18 protein-coding genes and 2 pseudogenes are annotated in these 18,802 nt (G+C 65.3%); 15 read left to right on the forward strand and 5 right to left on the reverse strand.

Annotation, left to right across the window (positions count from 1 at the left end; genetic code table 11):
* Nucleotides 1-98: 98 nt before the first annotated feature.
* The 7 genes and pseudogenes from ACYP5B_RS01715 to ACYP5B_RS01745 all read left to right on the forward strand — a co-directional run.
* Nucleotides 99-278 (forward strand): annotated as a pseudogene (locus ACYP5B_RS01715) (zinc-binding dehydrogenase); the annotation flags it as partial.
* A 99-nt stretch (nt 279-377) separates the two neighbouring features.
* Nucleotides 378-554: an HD domain-containing protein gene (locus ACYP5B_RS01720; protein ID WP_400100692.1), complete on the forward strand. Its 177-nt coding sequence runs from the start codon at nt 378-380 to the stop codon at nt 552-554.
* Between the two features lie 41 nt (nt 555-595).
* Nucleotides 596-988 (forward strand): GNAT family N-acetyltransferase, encoded by a 393-nt coding sequence (locus ACYP5B_RS01725; protein ID WP_459568314.1) that lies wholly within the window; start codon nt 596-598, stop codon nt 986-988.
* A gap of 342 nt (nt 989-1,330) precedes the next feature.
* The gene (locus ACYP5B_RS01730; protein WP_459568315.1) at nt 1,331-1,753 is read left to right on the forward strand and encodes a hypothetical protein; all 423 of its coding nucleotides are present in this window, start codon (nt 1,331-1,333) and stop codon (nt 1,751-1,753) included.
* A 107-nt stretch (nt 1,754-1,860) separates the two neighbouring features.
* Nucleotides 1,861-2,274: a cupin domain-containing protein gene (locus ACYP5B_RS01735; RefSeq protein ID WP_400100698.1), complete on the forward strand. Its 414-nt coding sequence runs from the start codon at nt 1,861-1,863 to the stop codon at nt 2,272-2,274.
* A 32-nt stretch (nt 2,275-2,306) separates the two neighbouring features.
* Nucleotides 2,307-2,516: a hypothetical protein gene (locus tag ACYP5B_RS01740; RefSeq protein WP_459568316.1), complete on the forward strand. Its 210-nt coding sequence runs from the start codon at nt 2,307-2,309 to the stop codon at nt 2,514-2,516.
* Between the two features lie 42 nt (nt 2,517-2,558).
* The gene (locus ACYP5B_RS01745; protein ID WP_459568317.1) at nt 2,559-5,102 is read left to right on the forward strand and encodes an ankyrin repeat domain-containing protein; all 2,544 of its coding nucleotides are present in this window, start codon (nt 2,559-2,561) and stop codon (nt 5,100-5,102) included.
* Nucleotides 5,103-5,105: 3 nt separating this feature from the next.
* On the opposite strand, the gene ACYP5B_RS01750 is transcribed toward ACYP5B_RS01745, so the two are convergent.
* The gene (locus tag ACYP5B_RS01750) at nt 5,106-5,282 is read right to left on the reverse strand and encodes a hypothetical protein (RefSeq protein WP_459568318.1); all 177 of its coding nucleotides are present in this window, start codon (nt 5,280-5,282) and stop codon (nt 5,106-5,108) included.
* Nucleotides 5,283-5,362: 80 nt separating this feature from the next.
* Between ACYP5B_RS01750 and ACYP5B_RS01755 the strand changes: the two are divergent.
* The 4 genes and pseudogenes from ACYP5B_RS01755 (at nt 5,363) to ACYP5B_RS01770 (ending at nt 8,998) form a co-directional block, all read left to right on the forward strand.
* Nucleotides 5,363-5,996: pseudogene (locus tag ACYP5B_RS01755) on the forward strand (IS607 family transposase).
* On the forward strand, nt 5,990-7,165 hold the full coding sequence (locus ACYP5B_RS01760; RefSeq protein WP_459568319.1) for an RNA-guided endonuclease InsQ/TnpB family protein: 1,176 nt from the start codon (nt 5,990-5,992) through the stop codon (nt 7,163-7,165). Before ACYP5B_RS01755 ends, ACYP5B_RS01760 begins: the two are co-directional and overlap by 7 nt.
* A 97-nt stretch (nt 7,166-7,262) precedes the next feature.
* A complete protein-coding gene (locus ACYP5B_RS01765; protein WP_400102506.1) occupies nt 7,263-7,592 on the forward strand; it encodes a hypothetical protein in 330 nt (109 codons plus the stop codon).
* A 176-nt stretch (nt 7,593-7,768) separates the two neighbouring features.
* Complete coding sequence (locus tag ACYP5B_RS01770; protein WP_459568347.1) at nt 7,769-8,998, forward strand: MFS transporter; 1,230 nt, start codon at nt 7,769-7,771, stop codon at nt 8,996-8,998.
* A gap of 52 nt (nt 8,999-9,050) precedes the next feature.
* Here the strand turns inward: ACYP5B_RS01770 and ACYP5B_RS01775 are convergent, their stop codons facing one another.
* Nucleotides 9,051-9,617, reverse strand: coding sequence for a DJ-1/PfpI family protein (locus tag ACYP5B_RS01775; protein WP_459568320.1), 567 nt, complete (start codon nt 9,615-9,617; stop codon nt 9,051-9,053).
* Nucleotides 9,618-9,735: 118 nt separating this feature from the next.
* On the opposite strand from ACYP5B_RS01775, the gene ACYP5B_RS01780 reads away from it, so the two are divergent.
* Nucleotides 9,736-11,154, forward strand: a complete 1,419-nt coding sequence (locus ACYP5B_RS01780) for an aminotransferase-like domain-containing protein (protein ID WP_400102504.1) — start codon at nt 9,736-9,738, stop codon at nt 11,152-11,154.
* A 106-nt stretch (nt 11,155-11,260) separates the two neighbouring features.
* On the opposite strand, the gene ACYP5B_RS01785 is transcribed toward ACYP5B_RS01780, so the two are convergent.
* On the reverse strand, nt 11,261-12,472 hold the full coding sequence (locus ACYP5B_RS01785) for a polysaccharide pyruvyl transferase family protein (protein WP_459568321.1): 1,212 nt from the start codon (nt 12,470-12,472) through the stop codon (nt 11,261-11,263).
* A 57-nt stretch (nt 12,473-12,529) separates the two neighbouring features.
* On the reverse strand, nt 12,530-13,018 hold the full coding sequence (locus tag ACYP5B_RS01790; protein WP_400102502.1) for an Lrp/AsnC family transcriptional regulator: 489 nt from the start codon (nt 13,016-13,018) through the stop codon (nt 12,530-12,532).
* A gap of 220 nt (nt 13,019-13,238) precedes the next feature.
* On the opposite strand from ACYP5B_RS01790, the gene hppD reads away from it, so the two are divergent.
* From hppD to ACYP5B_RS01805, 3 genes are all read left to right on the forward strand, one after another.
* Nucleotides 13,239-14,312 carry a 4-hydroxyphenylpyruvate dioxygenase gene (hppD, locus tag ACYP5B_RS01795; RefSeq protein ID WP_400102501.1) on the forward strand — a complete coding sequence of 358 codons (1,074 nt, stop codon included), beginning with the start codon at nt 13,239-13,241 and terminating at the stop codon, nt 14,310-14,312.
* Nucleotides 14,313-14,472: 160 nt separating this feature from the next.
* Entirely contained in the window at nt 14,473-15,870 is a 1,398-nt protein-coding gene (locus ACYP5B_RS01800) for an amino acid permease (RefSeq protein WP_400102500.1), read from the forward strand.
* A gap of 65 nt (nt 15,871-15,935) precedes the next feature.
* Nucleotides 15,936-17,138: an amino acid aminotransferase gene (locus ACYP5B_RS01805; RefSeq protein ID WP_318232564.1), complete on the forward strand. Its 1,203-nt coding sequence runs from the start codon at nt 15,936-15,938 to the stop codon at nt 17,136-17,138.
* Between the two features lie 4 nt (nt 17,139-17,142).
* Here ACYP5B_RS01805 and ACYP5B_RS01810 read toward each other — a convergent pair whose 3' ends face one another.
* Complete coding sequence (locus ACYP5B_RS01810; RefSeq protein ID WP_459568348.1) at nt 17,143-18,765, reverse strand: S10 family peptidase; 1,623 nt, start codon at nt 18,763-18,765, stop codon at nt 17,143-17,145.
* Nucleotides 18,766-18,802 lie beyond the last annotated feature (37 nt).

Below are 18,802 nucleotides of genomic sequence, written 5' to 3' on the forward strand. Positions count from 1 at the left end.
CACCATGCGCACCGTGATCTTCCTGATCGCCGGAAAGCTCGACTTCTCCGCGATCAACCCGCATGCCGCATAACCCACTCATTTTTCAAAAGAGCCGTTATTCATTTGTTTTCATGCGTGCCAACGCAGACCAACTAGGCCAGATCGCCACGCTCATCGATGCAGGCGCGATAAGGCCCGTGATCGATCGGGTTTTCCCGTTCGAGTCAACCAAAGAGGCTTTGGCTTACGTCGAAACAGGACGTGCAAAGGGTAAGGTTGTCATCAAGATCCGATAGTGACTATGTCGTCGACGTCAATTCTTGCAACGTGGAGAGTCAACCGTCCGTTGTCAGCGTGGAGCCGACCTTCAAACGTCCGCGTAGCAATCAAGTGGAATGGCCGCTCGTGGCTGCGAACTCAGCCTGAAGCTCTGCGTGATTCACGATCTGGGTGAGGCCCTTCACGGTGACATCCCGGCCGTCGATTCAAAGCGCGGGCCAGGACAAGAGCCAGCAGGAGAGGGACGACCTGATCGTGCTTTTCAGGACGATCCGCGCGATCGTCGACGATGACACGAAAGGGCGGATGCGAGCGTGATCAACCCGACGACCCCGTGCCACTGACAATCCGCCCGGAAACCCCTGCCGACGTCGCCGCGATCGAACGCCTGACGGCCGCAGCCTTCCGGAATGCGCCCCACACCAGCCATACCGAACACTTCATCGTGAACGCCCTGCGCCGCGCCGGGCAGCTTTCGGTTTCGCTGGTGGCGTGGGACGGCGCCGGCATGGTGGGTCATGTTGCGCTCTCGGCGCTGCGCGGCCTGGATGCTGCCGGCTGCGTGGTGCTCGGCGATCCTGCCTTCTATGGGCGCTTCGGCTTTGTGGCAAAGCCGGAACTGGTGCTCGCCGGCGTGCCCGCCGAATACTTCCAGTCCTCGTCATTCCAAGGCAGCCGGGCCGCGGGCGCCGTGCGCTATCACGCGGCATTCGACGCCACGGCGTGATCGCCGGCCGTTGCGAAATCCGGATTGACGCATTGCGCCAAAAGAAACTGAGGCGCCACATCCAGTGCTGGCGCGGTCCACACGGCATTGTCTGGCGGGCAGGAAAGTGTATCGGTCTATCTCAGGGTTTCCCCTGATCCGCGGACAGGAGTAAATTCATGCATCGCCATGCCGCACTGGATGTCGGCGAAACCGCCGGGCGCTGCGTTAAGCCGAGGGTGTCCAGTGATCATGTCGCGCTCTGCCATCGGAGAAGCCGGATTTCATGTTGTTGGCGGAGCCTTGTGCCCAGGCGCATCCCGGTGCGCCTTCACCCAAGTCAGCAGGAAAGGAAGTGAACCCATGAGTTCCACGATCGAAGCACTGTTCCCGAAGCAACAAGGCGCCGCCGACAGCGTCGTCACCGCGCTCAACCACCAGGAGATCGTCGTCGCCTTGTCGGCGCTGGTGGCTGACCAGCGCGTGGCCGTGCTGCACATGCTGTACCCCCGCACCGACGCGCGCACGCACAAAAGCCTCGACACACTGGTCAGCACGCTGCACGGCCACGGCCTGCACGAGGTGGCCACGCTGGTCTCGCAGGAAGCGCACTACCTGATCTTCAAGGACCCCGCCAAGGCATGGAAGGCGTTCCAGGAGATTCGCCACGACTCGCTGGCGATCGGGGTGCACCTTTACTACAAGGGGCTTTCGGGAGACGACGCGGAAAAGTCGCTCGATGCGGACGCGCACCAGAAGGTGGATACGCCAGCGCGCCATTACTGAGTGGCTTTGTTGCCGCTGGCTGCACGGGCAGGGCGAGAGGCCGCTAGCGCTCTCCCTGCCGGTGTTCCGGCGTAGAATTCCTCGTCGGGAACCGAAGAGGAGCGCGCATGCCGGACCCTTCATCCAGTGCGGAAGCAACCCTGGTCCCGGTGCGCCCCGACCGGGAGATTGCTACCAGCCAGCGTTTGCCCTACTTCGTCGGCATTTCCGCGCTTAGCGCGGGTGCCAAGGGTTTGTCGATGTACATCGTCGTCGTGCCGCCAGGCGGCCACGCCGAACCGCACGTGCATTGCGGCTACGAGACGGGCATCTACGTGCTGGAGGGGCGTGTCGAGACCCGCTACGGGCCCGGGCTGCGCCAGTCGGTCATCTCCGAGGCCGGCGACTTCCTCTTCATTCCGCCGGGCGTGCCGCACCAGCCGTTCAACCTGAGTGCGACGACGCCCGCCAAAGCTATCGTTGCGCGCAACCAGCCGGACGAGCTCGAGCAGGTATTACCGTACGATCCGTTGCGGGAATAAAATCTCATGCTTTCGCACCAACGCTACGAAACATGCGCATTGCGTTTGAAAGCCCCAGGCAGGCAGAGGTCATCCGCCTGATCGACGAACTGGACGCCTACCAGAAGCCGCTGTACCCGCCGGAGAGCCATCACGGCATCGACATCGACGCGCTGTCCCGTGTTCATGCGGAAGGACGCGGCTTAACCTTGCAATGCGGACTGCCGCGCAAAAAGTGGATTAAGCGTGGCATTGACGGGTGAGCGGAGTATCATCGGGGCCGCCTGTCACTCTTTCCGTCCCGGATGTCCCGCATTCCTGCCACCGCTCAATCCGAAGTCCGCCACGTTCCCCACGTTCCCCGTTTTTCCCGCTTGCTCGGCGCCGCGGCGCTGGCGCTGGCCTGCCTCGCCGGCACGCCGCGCCTCGCGCTCGCCTACGACATCGGCGAGGTCATCGAAGCCATGCGCCTTAGCCGCTATGCCCTGAACGCGCCGGAGCGCCGCGTGTGGGGCACCGAGAACGCGCGCGATGCGCTGCTGGTCGGCCAGGTCGAAAACCGCTTGTTCTTCTACCGCTACGTGCGCGAAGGCAGCACGTCCACGCTGGCGTTCCGCTCGCCGCCATTGGTGATCGACCCGGGCACATGGCGGGCGTCGCATGAGGAAAACGTGTCCGTCACCACGCCCCGGGGCGACGAGATCTTCTACTGGGTGGCCTATACCCACAACGATGTCGACGGCAAGCAGGTGAACGGCTACCTGGTGGACGCCGCCGGCGAAGCCATCACGGTGCGCGCCGACGCCAGCACCGCGACGGTGACCAGCACGCGCCCCTGGGACGCGGCACGCCAGGCCCAGGCCATGGCCACGTTGCGCAAAGCCCTGGTGCGCTATCCCAGCCGCCTGACAGGCATGCCGGCCGACCTGCGCTTCGTGCAGCGCCCGCCGGTCGACACGCTGGCGGCCTTCCGCACGCTGCACCAGGCGGCGCGCGCCATCCCCCGCGCGAAGACCGCGGAATTCGCCCGCGCGCTGGCGCAGTTGCGCACCTTCGTCATGGAGCAGGACTATCGAGAGATCGATCCCAGGGGCGAATACCCCGACACGCTGGTCGCCCTGAACGATTATGGATTCTGGCTGGCCGAGGCTGGCGATGCCGCCCAGGCCGACCTGATCCTGGGGGAGGTGCTGCGCCGGGACCCGTCGCGCGTCGCGGCCTACCTGAACCGCGCGGACGCGCGCTGGCAGCAACGCGAGCGCGAGCGCAACCCGGAAAAGCGCGACTACTACCTGGCGCTGGCGCGCGAGGACTACCGCCAGTACTGCAGCCTGCGGTTGGTGTCCAACAATGCCATCCCGTCCAACGTGGCGGCCCGCATCGGCACCGCGCTGGACGAGAAACAACTGACCCCCGCCACCTGCCGGCCGCGCCTGGAGATCTTCCCGGCGATCAAGGCCGGCAACCTGCAGGCGGTGCGCCTGCAGCTGGCGCGCGGCCAGGATCCGAACGGGGTCAACGAGCATGGCGTGTCCGCGCTGAGCGTGGCGGTGTACTACCAGCAGGTGGAGATCGTGCGCGCCTTGCTGGCCGACGGCGCCAAGGTGGACGGGCCGAACCGGGGCTCGGCCTTGATGGCTTCGGCCATGCCGGACGGGCGCGACAAGCGGCCATTGGCGCAGCGCTACGCCATCGCGGACATCCTGCTGGCGGCCGGCGCCGCGCTCGAGGCGCCCGACCTCAACGGCACGCCCTTGCTGATCACGCGCACGTCCTACTACGGGGAAGATCGCGACACGCCGGAGTACCTGCTGTCCCACGGCGCCGATCCGAACACGCATGACAAAAAGGGCCGCACCGTGCTGCACGCCGCCATCAGCAACTTCCGCACGCGCTGGTTTGCGGATCAGCTGCTGGCCAAGGGCGCCGACATCAATGCGGCCTACATCTGGAACGGCTACGGCAACCGCGTCATGTGGGAAACCCCGCTGCTCGAAGCACTGCGCGAGTCGACCAGCGAGCTGAAGCCGGGCGTGGCCCTTGCCATCCCGGAGCGCGTGGCCTTTGTGCTGGATCGTGGCGCGGACTCTTCGGTGGGCGGCTATGGCGGCAAGGACGCCGTGGCGCGCAACGGCCTGGACGCGGCGCTGAGCCTCTCGGCCCCCTATTTTCAGCCCGCGCTGGTGGACCGGCTGGTGCAGGCCTCGCGCCAGCCGGCGGCGCCGCTGACCAGCGAGCCCCTGTCAGCCCTGCTGCGCGCGTGGAGCTACCTGGAGGCGCGCGCGGACGCCAGCAAGGACAGCGCCGCGTGGAACGGCCTGCGCGCGAGCGCCCGTGCCGCGGCCGAGCGCCTGGTCGCCGCCGGCGTCAGCCTCAAATACCAGAACAGCGTGCAAGGCATGAAGGACAACGCGATCGCGCCGTTGAGCGTGCCGTGGCTGCCGGATGACCTGTACCTGGCGTGGCTCAAGGCGGGTGCCGACCAGACCGACCGCAGCGACGGCGGCTTGCGCATCAACAGCGTGGACCAGAACGACGCGCTGCCGCTGGTGATCATGATGCAGTTGGGCCAGCAAGCCAAGGTGAAGATGCTGCTGGAACACGACGCCGCGCTGTACCGCGACCCGCAGCGCTGCGGCATGGCGGTGGCGGATGTGCTGTCATGGCAGCTGGGCAACGCCGGCAAGGTCATCAGCCCGGAAACGGCGGACGCGATCAGCCATGTCATGCAAGGCGCCGCCAGGGCAGGCAACTGCGACATGAGCATGAAGGCGCGCGCCAGGCCGTATATCGGCGTGCGCGCCGACGAACTGGCGCGATATATCGAACGAGGCGTTGCCGCTCGCTAGAAACTACATGGCGCCAGCCGTCCGCCGGCGGCTGGCAGGGCGCGCAAGCATGCCGTTGAGCAACACGTCGATGACCTGTTCCGCGTGCTGCTCCGCTTGTTCGGCCGTCATGGGCCCGACGCCATAAAGGCGCTGGATCAGATGCGTGGCCGACTGAACGGCCGTGAGCGTGGCGGTCATCGTCACGCTGGCGTGTTCGGGCGGGTAGGGCTATAACAAATTGATCGGAACCTAATCAAACCTAAGCAAGTCTGTGCAGAATGGAAAGATTTGTGAGCATAGGCGAAGCGGCTGGAGCACTGGGTGTGTCAGTGGCGACGTTGCGTCGCTGGGAGGCCAACGGGAAACTGATTGCTGCGTATACGGCAGGCGGTCATCGACGCCATGATCTGGCGAAGCTGCGTCCCGATCTGTACCTTGCGCCCGATTCCATGGAGCGAAGGACCGTGGCATATGCTCGTGTATCGAGCCACGATCAGAGGGACGACCTTGAGCGCCAGAAGCAGGTGCTGGAGTGATATTGCGCTCAGCAGGCTTGGAAGTTCGAGGTTGTCGCGGACCTGGGCTCAGGCATGAACTATCAGAACAAGGGGCTCAAGCGTTTGCTCAGCGCGGTGATCGGAGGCCAAGTCGGCCGGCTTGTCATCACGCACAAGGACCGGCTGTTGCGGTTCGGCGCCGAATTGGTGTTTGCGATTTGCGATTTGCGAGGCGAAGCAAGTGGAGGTCATTATTCTCAATCAGGGCCAGGACACGACCTTCGAGGAAGACCTGGCCAGGAACGTCCTGGAGATCATCACGGTGTTTAGCGCTCGCCTGTACGGCAGCCGGTCACGCAAGAATCAAAAGCTCTTGGACAGCGTGCGCCACACCGTCGAGGCTGCGCAATGCTGATTGCTCACAAGATCGCGCTTGCGCCGAACAACGTGCAGGCGACCTACTTCGCCCGGGCGTCTGGCGTGGCACGCTTCGCCTATAACTGGGCGCTGGCTGAATGGAAACGACAGTACGAGGCGCACAAAGCTGATTCCACCCGGCCGAAACCATCGCAAGCCGCGTTGCGCCGCCAGCTCAATGCAGTGAAGCGCGAGCAGTTTCCCTGGATGCTGGCAGTCACCAAGAACGCGCCGCAGATGGCGATCATGCAGCTGGGCGATGCCTTCAAGAACTTCTTTGCCGGCCGCGCCCGCTACCCGCAGTTCCGCAGGAAAGGCGTGCACGACCGCTTCACGCTCACCAACGACCAGTTCAGTGTCGACGGTTCGCGCATCCGCATCCCCAATCTTGGCTGGGTGCGGATGCGCGAGACGTTGCGCTTCGTTGGCAAGATCCTGTCGGCCACGGTCTCCCGTGTGGCCGACCGCTGGTTTGTCAGTGTTACCGTCGAGACCCAGGACGATTCCCATCTGCCCAAAGCCGAAAACCAAGGCGCGGTCGGTGTGGATCTGGGCGTCTCGGCACTGGCAACGCTCTCGACGGGAGAACCTCCGATACCGGGCCCGAAGCCGCACAAGGCGCTGCTGGGCCGCCTCCGGCGCTTATCGCGTAGCCTGAGCCGCAAGCAGAAAGGCTCGGCCAACCGCAAGAGGGCCAAAGCCAAGCTCGCCCGCCTGCATGCGCGGATCTCCTGTCTTCGTTCCGATGCCTTGCACAAGCTCACCAGCGACCTGGCCCGCCGGTTCCATACCATTGGCATCGAAGACCTGAATGTGCGTGGGATGATGAAGAACCGGCATCTGGCGCGCTCGGTGGCCGACATGGGCTTCTTCGAATTCCGCCGGCAATTGGAGTACAAGGCGGCGATGCGGGGTGGCATGGTGGTGGTGGCGGACCGTTGGTTCGCCAGCAGCAAGATGTGTTCATGCTGCGGATACAAGATGGATGCGCTGCCGCTGTCGGTCCGGGCGTGGACGTGCCCGAGTTGCGGCACCCCTCATGACCGCGACGTGAACGCCGCGATCAACTTGCGTAGTTTCGCCGTGAGTTCCACGGTGTCAGCCTATGGAGAGGACGGCTCTGGTCCCGGTGGTAACTCTGGGACGAAACCAGCCTCAACGAAGTAGGAAGTCAGCTTTGGATCTGTTTAGGCAGATTTGAGTAGGTTTGACAGAACGGCATTCGTCTTTTTATCCGCTTGATATCCATACCCGGGAGTTTTCCATGTTTCTGATCTGGCAAGGTTTAGGTTTTCTCGTTGTCCTCGTGCCCCTTGCCGTCCTGCTTGTTATGAGCCTGCTGGGCTCGCTGGCGAATCTCTCCAACATCGCGACCATCGTTCTATCGCTGATCCTGTCTGCCGCGGCTGTTTTCTATCTCGGCAAGCGCCTCAATTCCCGTCCGGGCCGCACGCTGGTCGATCCCAACACGCAGGAAACCGTGGAGCTTCGCAAGCGCCATACGCTGTTCTGGATCCCCATGCAGTATTGGGCGTTCCCTATCCTCCTGATCGCGATCATTGCCTCATTGGCACTGTTTACCGCCGGGGCATAGCGCGGGCGAGCGGTTGTCCGGAGCAGGCCAGCGGGAGGGGCGTAGAATATCGGTCCTGCATCCCGCAGGCTCCGGCGCGCTTCGGGCCAAGCCTGGCAAAAGGCAGCCCTACTAAGTGAAGAGACCTCAAGTTGAACAATCCGGCCAGCGCTGCGCGCAATCGCGAGCTCACCTCGATGCCTGACGCCGAGACCCTGGCGCGGCGCGCACGTCGGGGCATCGTCCTGCTGACCTTCGCGTTCGCGCTGAGCCAGTTCTATCGCAGCTGCCTGGCGGTAATGGCGCCGGAACTCCAGCATGACTTCGGCTTGTCGGCGGCGGGCTTCGGCACCTTGTCTTCCTCATTTTTCCTGGCATTCGCGGTCGCGCAGATTCCCGTGGGAATTGCGTTCGACCGGTATGGCGTCGGCAAGCCGACGTCCTTGCTGCTGGCCATAGGCGCGGTGTCCGCCGTCGTGTTTTCGCTGGCGCCGAACGGTGCCGTCGCCATGCTCGCGCAGGCCGGGCTTGGGCTGGCCTGCGCGCCGGTCTTCATGGGGCTGCTGCATTTTGCTTCCGAGCAGCTCTCCGAGAAAAACTACACCCGGGTCGTCAGCCAGTCCAATGCCACCGGCATGATCGGCGCGCTGTGCGCCACGGCGCCGCTCGGATGGGCCATGCATCTGCTCGGCTGGCGGGTGGCGATGTCCGTCGCGGCGCTGTGCATGGTGGTGGCCTGCTACGGCGTCTGGCGCTTCGTGCGGGATGATGGCCACGCCGAGGCGCGCCATGTGCCGCTGGGCTCCATGCTCTCGCAGAGCGCGAAACTGCTGGCCATCGTCCCCTTGTGGACCCTGATCCCGATGTGCGTGGCCATGGCCGCGGGCACGGCGTTCCGCAACGCATGGAGCGGCCCGTATCTGGCCAGCGTGTATGGCTTGAATTCCGGCGCGCGGGGCATCGCGCTGACGCTGCTGAGCGTGAGCGGATTCCTCACGGCGTTCTTCCTGCCCGTGCTGGTCCGGCGCAGCTCGCTCAAGACCACCATCGCGGGATGGTCCTGCTTTGCGATGACGGGCGCCATCCTGCTGAGCATCTGGCCCACGCACGGCATCGTCTCCGGCGTGGGGCTGATGGCCTTGCTGTCGACCATCGGCATGCTGCATCCGCTGGTCATGGCGCAGGGCCGCGGCCTGGTGCCGCCGTCTTCGCGCGGGCGCGGGCTTGGCGTGCTCAACACCTTTGTGTTCCTGGGCTCGGCGCTGACGTCGTGGGGATTCGGCATGATCGCCAGCATGGGCGACACCCGGCACTGGCCGGTGGCGCAGACCTATTCGACGATCTTCCTCACTGCTGCCGTGGTAGTGGCGCTTGCCGTGGCGCCGTATTTCTTCAGCCCATCCAGTCCGTCCGTGATCAAACGCTGAGCCCACGCCGAGTCAACGCTGAGCCCCACGGCCTCGGTTCATCACTGGTTGATCATTCGACCTTGGCGATCATCTCCAGCATGCTGTGCGCGATGTCCTGGCCAAGCAGCCGCGAGACCATCCAGCCCGCCAGGTCCTGCGTCGCCAGGCATCCACCCGCCGTGGCGATCTGGCCGTGCACCACGAGCGGACGATGCTCGGTCCTCACGCCCATGGCCTCGAGCTCCTCGAACACGCCCGGGTAGGTGGTCGCGCTCAGGCCATCGAGCAGCCCCAGGCGGGCGAGAAACAGCACACCCGAGTCGATCGCGCCAATCACCTGCCTGGCCGGATCCAGCTTGAGCTGTCCCATGAAGCCCTGATCCTTCAGCTTGGCCCGCGAGCCGGGTCCGCTGACGATGAACACCGCATCGGCCAGGGCAAGCTCGCTCAAGCCGCCGTGCGGCGTGAAGGTGATGCCGGTGTTGGAGGTCACCTGCGGCGTGTCCGCGCAGATCCGCACCGACCAAGGCTTGGTGTAACCGACATAGGCGGGGTCCTGGACGCGGTTGAACAGGTCCCAGGGCAGGAACAGATCGACGTCGGTGAAGCCATCGTAGGCCAGCATGGCAATCTTCATCGGGATCTCCTATTGGATGAAAGAAGGGAATGTCCGCTTCGGAGACAGGATTCTCGCCGAGGGCACGACATATCTGTATAGTCAACCTATCAGATTTCATGGCTATACAGATAGAGACGTGACGGACAGCTCCCCGACCTACCAGGCGATCGCTAACCGGCTGCGCGCGGCCATCCGCCGCGGCGACCTGGCCCCCGGCGCCAGGATGCCGTCGGTGCGCCGGCTGGCCGAAAACGAGCAGGTCAGCGCGCCAACGGCGGAACACGCGCTGCGGGTGCTGGAGGCGAGCGGCCTTGTGGTGGCCCGGCCAAGGTCAGGCTTCTACGTTGCCGCGGACAAGCCCGCGGAGCCGCTGCCGCCGCAGCCCGGGGCCACGGCCCGGCCGGTGACGCTGACCGCCAATGTGCATGCGCTCTTCGCCCAGGTGCGGTCTCCCGACCTGGTTGCGCTGGGGGCCGCGTCGCCGTGCGCGGCATGGCTGCCGGACAAGGCGCTGGCGCGCAGCATGCTGGGCGCGACCCGCAGGCTCGGGGCGTCTGGCCTGGCGTACAGCGTACCGCCGGGGCGCCTCGACCTGCGCCGCCAGATCGCGCGCCGCGCGGCACGCTGGGGCCTGCACATCTCACCCGATCAACTGGTGCTCACGCAAGGGCAGAGCCAGGCCATGCGGCTGGCCCTGCAGGTGACCTGCAAAGAGGGCGACGTGGTCGCGGTCGAGTCGCCTTGCTACTTCGGGACGTTGATGCTGCTGCGCAGCCTCGGGCTGCGCGCTATCGAGGTGCCCACCCATCCGCGTACCGGGATGGACCTGGCGGCGCTGGCGCAGATCCTGCATCGGCATCGGGTCAGCGCCGTGGTGTCGGTGCCCACGGCCAACAACCCGCTGGGCTTCACGATGTCCATCGCCGCCAAGCGCACGCTGGTGAAGCTGCTTGACGATGCCGGGGTGCCGCTGATCGAGGATGACGTGTACGGCGATCTCTCCGCCGGCAAGCCGAGGGCCCCGGCCTGCAAGGCGTTCGACGAGTCCGGTAATGTCCTGTATTGCACGTCGGTGTCGAAGACGGTGGCGCCGGGATGGCGCGTCGGCTGGATCGCGCCGGGACACCGTTTCGATGCGGTGCTGGAGGCGCGTGTCGAGGCGAGCCTGGCCGGATCGCCGTTGTTCGAGGCGGCGCTGGCCGACATGTTCTCGAGCGGCGACTATGACCGGCATCTGCGGCGATACGGCCAGCGGATCAAGGACTCGGTGCGCACGTTCTCATCGCGCATCGCGGCCACCTGGCCAGCGGGGACGAAACTGCGCGCACCTGACGATGGCTTCTTGCTGTGGGTGGAGCTGCCTGCCTGCGTCAACGCGCTATCGCTGTGCGAGGCGGCGGCGAGCGAGGGCATCAGCATCGGCCCGGGCGCCATGTTCTGCCCGGACGGCAGCCGGTACGCGCATCATGTCCGGATCAATTGCGCCCAGCCGCCCACGCCAAAGCTGCTCGCCGCGCTCGACCGCATCGGCGCGCTCGCGGCAGCGCAAGGGTGAATGTCGGGCTGGCTTCAGCCTGGTCAATGCGCTCGCTGTGCAATCCGGGGTAGCGCCCCAGCCAGTTGCGCCCGCCATAGGTAAATGCGTCGGCGCGGTCCGTGCGTCAGTGTTCGTCGACGGCCACGAAGCCGCGCCGGTATGCCGCCGCGAGCTCGCGCGCCGTCTGTTCCCTCTGCGCGCGCTCAAATGCCAGCGCCAGGCCAATGCCGTCGGCAAGCTCCTGTACCGCTACCGTCCGCGGCGCGCCGGGCGCCTCCCAGGTGGCGGCGTACGCGGCCTGCTTGCCGGTGGCTGGTGCCTGCCCCGGATGGACGAAGTTCAGGCGGGGCAGGGCGTATGCCATCGCCACGATGCGGCCGTGGAGGCTGCTGCCGGCAAAGCCGCGGCTATGCGCGATCACGGCGCAGATGTCCCAGATGTCGAGGGAACGAAAGATGTGCGGCGCAGGGGTTCGCATGCATTGCGCCAGGCGCCGGTAGCAGGACAGGTCGTCATGCCAGGGCGCGGCGCCGGCGCGAAACAGCACCACGCCATAGCCCGTCGCCCGCGCGGCGCGGTCGAGCTGGCTGGCGACCTGGCGCAGCGTCTCGTCGTCGCCGAAGTCGGCGCTGAACTGCACGGCAAGGTAGCCATGCGGGAACGCCTGGATGCTCCGTGCCGGTTCACCCAGGCGGGCTCGATGGCGGATGCGCCTGCCGAACAGTGCTGCCACCATCACCGCTGGGTCGGGCACCAGGCTGGCGGCGATGCCGTCGGCCTGCAAGATGCGCCTGGTCTGCGCATCCCGCACGCTGACATGGGCGGCCGCCCTTAGCTTGCCCAGCACCTCGGCCCGCATGGCCGGGTCGCGCCGGTCCAGGTCGACGCCGCCGACGGCGTTGTAAATCACTTGCCGCGCCTGGGGGAACAGCGCCTGCTGCAGCAGGTACGGGGCCCGGGCCTCGACGCCCAGCACGCCGCGAGCCCATGCCTGCCGTTCCTGTGGGCGGTCCTCGAACCGTGCGATCACCGCCGCGGCCTGGTCCGGCGGCTGCAGCATCACGGCCGCCTCCCAGGCGTCGCAGCAGAGAATCTCGCCGCCCACGTGGATGATGTTTGCCGGGCACAGGCCCGGGCACGCCGCGAGCTGCGTCAGCGCACCGACCTGGTGGCCGCCGAACGGCAGCAGGTTGCGTCGGGCCAGGCCGGCATAGCGCAGCCGCCGGCCTGGCAGCAGATACGTGAGCACGTGCGGCAACAGCAGGTCGCCGAAGTTATGGCGATCGAAGGCGCCAAACAGGATATCGGGGCCGCTGGTTCTCTGGGTGGGAGTCACTGGACGAGTGAGCCGGAAATCTCATCCAAGCATAGGCGCCCGGCGCCGGCAATGCGATCAGGCCTCCAGCGGCATCGCGCTGGTGCACTTGATCTCGTCCAGGCAGACGCTGGACTTTACGCCGCTCACGCCCGGGATGCGCATCAGGGTGTCGAGCAGGAAATCCGACAGCGACTTGAGATCGCGCGCCACCACCTTCAGCACATAGTCGATATCGCCGGTCACGGAGAAGCACTCCTGGATCTGCGCCAGTTCGGCGACCAGCCCCTTGAAGTTCGACAGGTCCCGGATATGGCCGCGCTCCATCGTGACGTGGATAAAGGCCACCACGCCGAAACCCAGGCTGGCTGAGTCCAGCCGGGCCTCGTAGCGCTTGATCACGCCGAGCTCTTCCAGCCGCCGGTGGCGGCGCAGCGTCTGGGCTGGCGACAGGCGGATGGCCTCGGCCAGTTCCAGGTTGGACGCGCGCCCATTTTCCTGCAAAGCCCCCAGCAGGCGCCGGTCGATGCGGTCTAGCTCATCATTGTGCACTTTCGTTTCCTGCATTCCATGAATCATGAAATTTTATCTCATGATCTAGGGTTTGCCTGCGTGGATTACGAAATCCTATTTTGCGGCCCGGAATATACACTCAACTCCAGATTAGCAGTGCGGACGGGTAAAAGAGAGCCCGCGCCGCACGTGCCTGGCACTGCGCATCGATGCGTCGGCGCGCCGGAGCCGCAATATTATTTCTCTCGTCCCCCAACTTTTCGTTGAGCACACCATGGCCGATCTGTTTGAAAACCCGATGCAGTTGATGGGCTTCGAATTCGTGGAATTCGCCTCGCCAACTCCCAACCTACTGGAACCAATCTTCGAGCAGATGGGCTTCACGCTGGTGGCGCGCCACCGCTCCAAGGATGTGGTGCTGTACCGCCAGGGCGAGATCAATTTCATCGTCAACCGCGAGCCGCACAGCCCGGCAGCCTACTTTGCCGCCGAGCACGGCCCCAGCGCCTGCGGCATGGCGTTCCGCGTGAAGGATTCGCACAAGGCGTATGCCCGCGCGCTGGAGCTCGGCGCGCAGCCGGTGGAATTCGCCACCGGCCCGATGGAGCTGCGCCTGCCGGCCATCAAGGGCATCGGCGGCGCGCCGCTGTACCTGATCGACCGCTTTGAAGAAGGCAAGTCCATCTACGACATCGACTTCGAATTCATCGAAGGCGTGGACCGCCATCCGGTGGGCCATGGCCTGCGCCTGATCGACCACCTGACGCACAACGTCTACCGTGGCCGCATGGCTTACTGGGCTAATTTCTACGAAAAGCTCTTCAACTTCCGCGAAATCCGCTACTTCGATATACAGGGTGAATACACCGGCCTGACCTCGAAGGCCATGACCGCGCCGGACGGCAAGATCCGCATTCCGCTGAACGAAGAATCATCCAAGGGCAGCGGCCAGATCGAGGAATTCCTGATGGCCTTCAACGGCGAAGGCATCCAGCACATCGCCTTCCTGACGGACAACCTGATCGAGGTCATCGACAGCCTGCAGATGGCCGGCGTGCCCCTGATGACGGCGCCCAACGACTACTACTACGACGGCCTGGAGAAGCGCTTGCCCGGCCACGGCCAGCCGGTGGAGCAGCTCAAGGCGCGCGGCATCCTGGTCGACGGCACCACGGAAGGCGGCAAGCCGCGCCTGCTGCTGCAGATCTTCTCCAAGGCGTCGCTCGGCCCCGTGTTCTTCGAATTCATCCAGCGCAAGGGCGACGAAGGCTTCGGCGAAGGCAACTTCAAGGCGCTGTTCGAATCGCTGGAACGCGACCAGATCGAGCGCGGCACGCTCAAGGTCTAGGCCCAAAAGGCAAGCCGGGGCACGCCCGGCACTGACCGCATCAACACCGCCGGCGCAGCAGCATGACTGCGCGCCGGTGGTGCCTGGCCGAAGCCGAAGCGCCCGCGACAAGCGAGAGGCGCAGGCCGACATTCCAAAAGAGTGGGTAGAGAGACAAAAGATGGTTCCCAACGCTTCCGACAATACAGACGCGACGCTCAAGCGTGGCTTGAAAAACCGGCACATCCAGCTGATTGCGCTAGGTGGCGCCATTGGCACCGGGCTGTTCCTGGGCATTGCCCAGACCATCAAGATGGCGGGGCCTTCGGTCCTGCTCGGCTACGCGGTGGCCGGCATCATCGCTTTCTTCATCATGCGCCAGCTTGGCGAGATGGTGGTCGACGAACCCGTGGCTGGCTCCTTCAGCCACTTCGCCAACAAATACTGCGGCAGCTTCGCGGGCTTCATGTCGGGCTGGAACTACTGGGTGCTCTATATCCTGGTCAGCATGGCGGAGCTCTCGGCGGTGGGCATCTATGTCCAGTACTGGTGGCCGCACATCCCCACCTGGGTTTCCGCGCTGGCGTTCTTCCTCCTGATCAACGCCATCAACCTGACCAGCGTCAAGTCCTTCGGCGAAATGGAGTTCTGGTTCTCCATCGTCAAGGTGCTGGCCATCGTCGGCATGATCCTGTTCGGCGGCTACCTGCTGGCGTCCGGCACGGCCGGCCCGCAGGCCAGCGTGTCCAACCTGTGGCAGCACGGCGGCTTTTTCCCGAACGGGATCTCCGGCCTGGTCATGGCCATGGCGGTGATCATGTTCTCGTTCGGCGGGCTGGAACTGGTGGGCATTACCGCGGCGGAAGCAGATGAGCCGGAAAAAACCATTCCCAAGGCCACCAACCAGGTGATCTATCGCATCCTGATCTTCTACGTTGGCGCACTGGGCGTGTTGCTATCGCTTTACCCGTGGGAGAAGGTCGTCACCGGCGGCAGCCCGTTCGTGCTGATCTTCCACGCGATGAACAGCGAGCTCGTCGCCACGGTACTGAATGCCGTGGTGCTGACCGCCGCGCTGTCCGTCTACAACAGCGGCGTGTACTGCAACAGCCGCATGCTGTACGGCCTGGCCAAGCAGGGCAATGCGCCCAAGGGGCTGCTGAAGGTCAACAAGCGCGGGATCCCGCTGGCCGCGCTCGGCGTTTCCGCGCTGGCCACCGCGGCTTGCGTGGCGATCAACTACTTCATGCCGGGCGAAGCCTTCGAGTTGCTGATGGGGCTGGTGGTCTCGGCCCTGATCATCAACTGGGCGATGATCAGCATCATTCACCTCAAGTTCCGCCGCGACAAGCGTCTTGCGGGCCAGGAAACGCGTTTCAAGAGCCTGGGCTATCCGCTGACAAACTATGTGTGCCTGGCCTTCCTGGGGGGTATCCTGTACGTGATGTACCTCACGCCCGGCCTGCGCATCTCGGTGTACCTGATTCCGGCATGGCTGGCCGTACTGGGCCTGAGCTACCGCCTCAGGCAAAAGCAGAAGAGCGCCGCACCAGCCCTGCCCGAGCGCGTATCGGCATAATGATGACCCTGGCGGCCACTGGCCGCCGGCTCCGACCCATCCCAGCAATCCAGCCAGAGTATCCAATGTTCGAACACATCGATGCCTATCCGGGCGACCCGATCCTCTCCCTCAACGAGAGCTTTCAACTCGATCCCAGGACCGATAAGGTCAACCTGAGCATCGGCATCTACTTCGACGACGAAGGCCGGCTGCCGGTGATGCAGGCCGTGGCGCAAGCCGAAGCCGAGCTGATGGCCGACATGGGCCCGCGCCCCTACCTGCCGATGGCCGGGTTTGCACCGTACCGCGACGCCGTGCAGGCGCTGGTCTTCGGCGAGCAGTGCCAGGCCCGCGCCGGCGATCGCATCGCCACCGTGCAGACGCTTGGCGGCTCGGGCGCGCTGCGGGTGGGCGCCGACTTCCTCAAGCGGTATTTCCCGGATGCCCAGGTGTGGATCAGCGACCCAAGCTGGGAAAACCACCGGGTGATTTTCGAGCGCACGGGCTTTACCGTGAATACCTATCCGTATTACGACGACGCCACCGGCGGCCTGAAGTTCGGCGCCATGCTGGACGCGCTGCGGACCATCCCCAAGCGCAGCATCGTGCTGCTGCACGCCTGCTGCCACAACCCCACCGGCGTGGACCTGGACCAGGACCAGTGGCGCGAGCTGATCACCCTGCTCAAGGCGCAGGAGCTGCTGCCCTTTGTCGACATGGCCTACCAGGGCTTTGGCGCTGGCCTGGACGACGATGCCTTCGCGGTGCGCGAGCTCGTTGCCCAGGGTGTGCCGTGCCTGGTGGCGAATTCGTTCTCCAAGAACTTCTCACTGTACGGCGAGCGTTGCGGTGGGCTGAGCGTGGTTTGCGACAGCGCGGAAGAGACCGGCCGCGTGCTGGGCCAGCTTACCGGCGCGGTGCGCGCCAACTACAGCAACCCGCCCACGCACGGCGCCCGGGTGGTGGCCCGAGTGCTGACCACGCCGGCCCTGCGTACGATCTGGGAACGCGAGCTGGCAGGCAAATGCGAGCGTATCGCCAAGATGCGCGTGGCCATCCACAACGGCCTGGCCGCCCACGTGAGCGGTGAGGCGCTGTCGCGCTACCTCACCCAGCGCGGCATGTTCACCTATACCGGCCTGACGGCGGATCAGGTGGACCGGCTGCGCAACGAGCACGGCGTGTACCTGCTGCGCTCGGGGCGGATGTGCGTGGCGGGGCTCAATGAGCGCAACGTGGCGCAGGTGGCCGGCGCCATTGCCAGCGTGCTGGCGCGCGCGGCGTAAGGGCTCAGGCCCGCGCCACCGTGCGCTCCTGCAACGCCAGGATCCGCATCATCGCGGGTCGGTCCGCGGCCGTGCGCGTGTACAGCACGGCCAGGTCCTGCTTGAGCGCCGTGCGCGAGCCGCCGTCGAGGTAGACCATGTGGCCGGAGGGATAGAAGCGTGCGCTCAGGTTGTTGCGCACGGCCTGGCTGACCAGCGGCATGCGCTGCAGGTCGATCACGGTCTGGTAGAACGGCGTGACGAAATCGAAGTAGCCGTTGGCGGACAGTACCTTCAGGTCCGGGTTGAGCGCCATCACGGCGGCCAGGTCGCCGCCCGTATATAGCACCACATTGCCGCGCGCATCCAGCCCGCGCTGCGCGCCGGTCGGGTCGATATGGCCGAAATCCCAATGTTTGAAGGCCTGGTCGTTCAGGTCGGTGAAGGCGGAGCTGGAGGTAAACAACAGGTCCTCGTTGAGATACTTGTTCCACATCGCCGTGTATTCGCCGCCGATGGCGGTCATGGTCGGGTCGTTGCCGCCGGAGTTGGGATCGATCTTACCCGCGATGCCGGTGTCGATGGCGGTGACCCGGCCATCGTAAGCGCCCAGCGCCACGCCGCGCGATTTCAGCAGGGTGCGCAGGAACAGCGAGTTGCCCTGGCTGTCGTAGGCGGCAACGTCCAGGCCCCAGGCGCTCAGCGTGGCGGCTTCGATGCCGGTGTACTCGGACAGCCTGCGCAGGGTGGCCGGGCTGGCCCTGGGGAATTGCGCGAGGGCGCTCGCGTAGTCGGTGCGCGCGAACTGCGCGACCTGGCTGGCAAAGGCCGACAGGTCGGATGGCGCCGGCCTGACGCCCAGCCGCTTGTGGTACCAGGCATCGGCCGCCGCGGTGGGCAATGCGCCGACCGGATTGCCGGAGTGGGTGTAGTCCAGGATGGACGACTGCAGCGTGATGCCGTTCAGATCCACGCCATCCTCGTGCAGCAGGTAGGCCAGCACGCAGCTGCGCGCGGTGCCGTAGGACTCGCCGAACAGATACTTCGGCGACCCCCAGCGCTGGTTACTGGTGAGGTAGCGCTTGATGAACTGTGCGATCGAGCGGGCATCCTGGTCCACGCCCCAGAAGTCCGCGTTCTTGTATGGCGCCAGCGCCGACGAGTAGCCGGTGCCGACCGGGTTGATAAAGACCAGGTCGCTCTTGTCGAGCAGGGTTTCCGGGTTGTCCTCGATCTGGTACTGGCCGGGCGGCGTGAACCTGGGCATCAGGGTCTTGATCCGCTTCGGCGCAAAGGAGCCCAGCAGCACGAAGACGGACGATGAGCCCGGGCCGCCGTTATAGAAGAAGGTCACCGGACGCTCGCCCGCGCGCGCGGACTTGCCCGCGTCCACGGAGAAGGCCACGTAGAACATCCTGGCGTTCGGCTTCGAGCTGCCCGCATCGACCGTCACCAGGTGGCCCGCCGTTGCTGTATAGGCCAGGCGCTGCCCGCCCACTACGATGGTGTGATGCGTGATGGCGCCGTTTTCGGTGGCATCGATCACGTTATCGTCGGGGCCATTGCCGTAGGCGACCGGGTCGAAGAAGGGCTGGTTGCGGTTGCCGCCACGGGCAGCGGGGCGCGGCTTGCCCGTCGTCTTGCCCATCGTCTTCCCTGCCGTGGTGTTTGCCGTGGTTTTCAAC

This window comes from Cupriavidus sp. 8B (genome assembly GCF_054589115.1).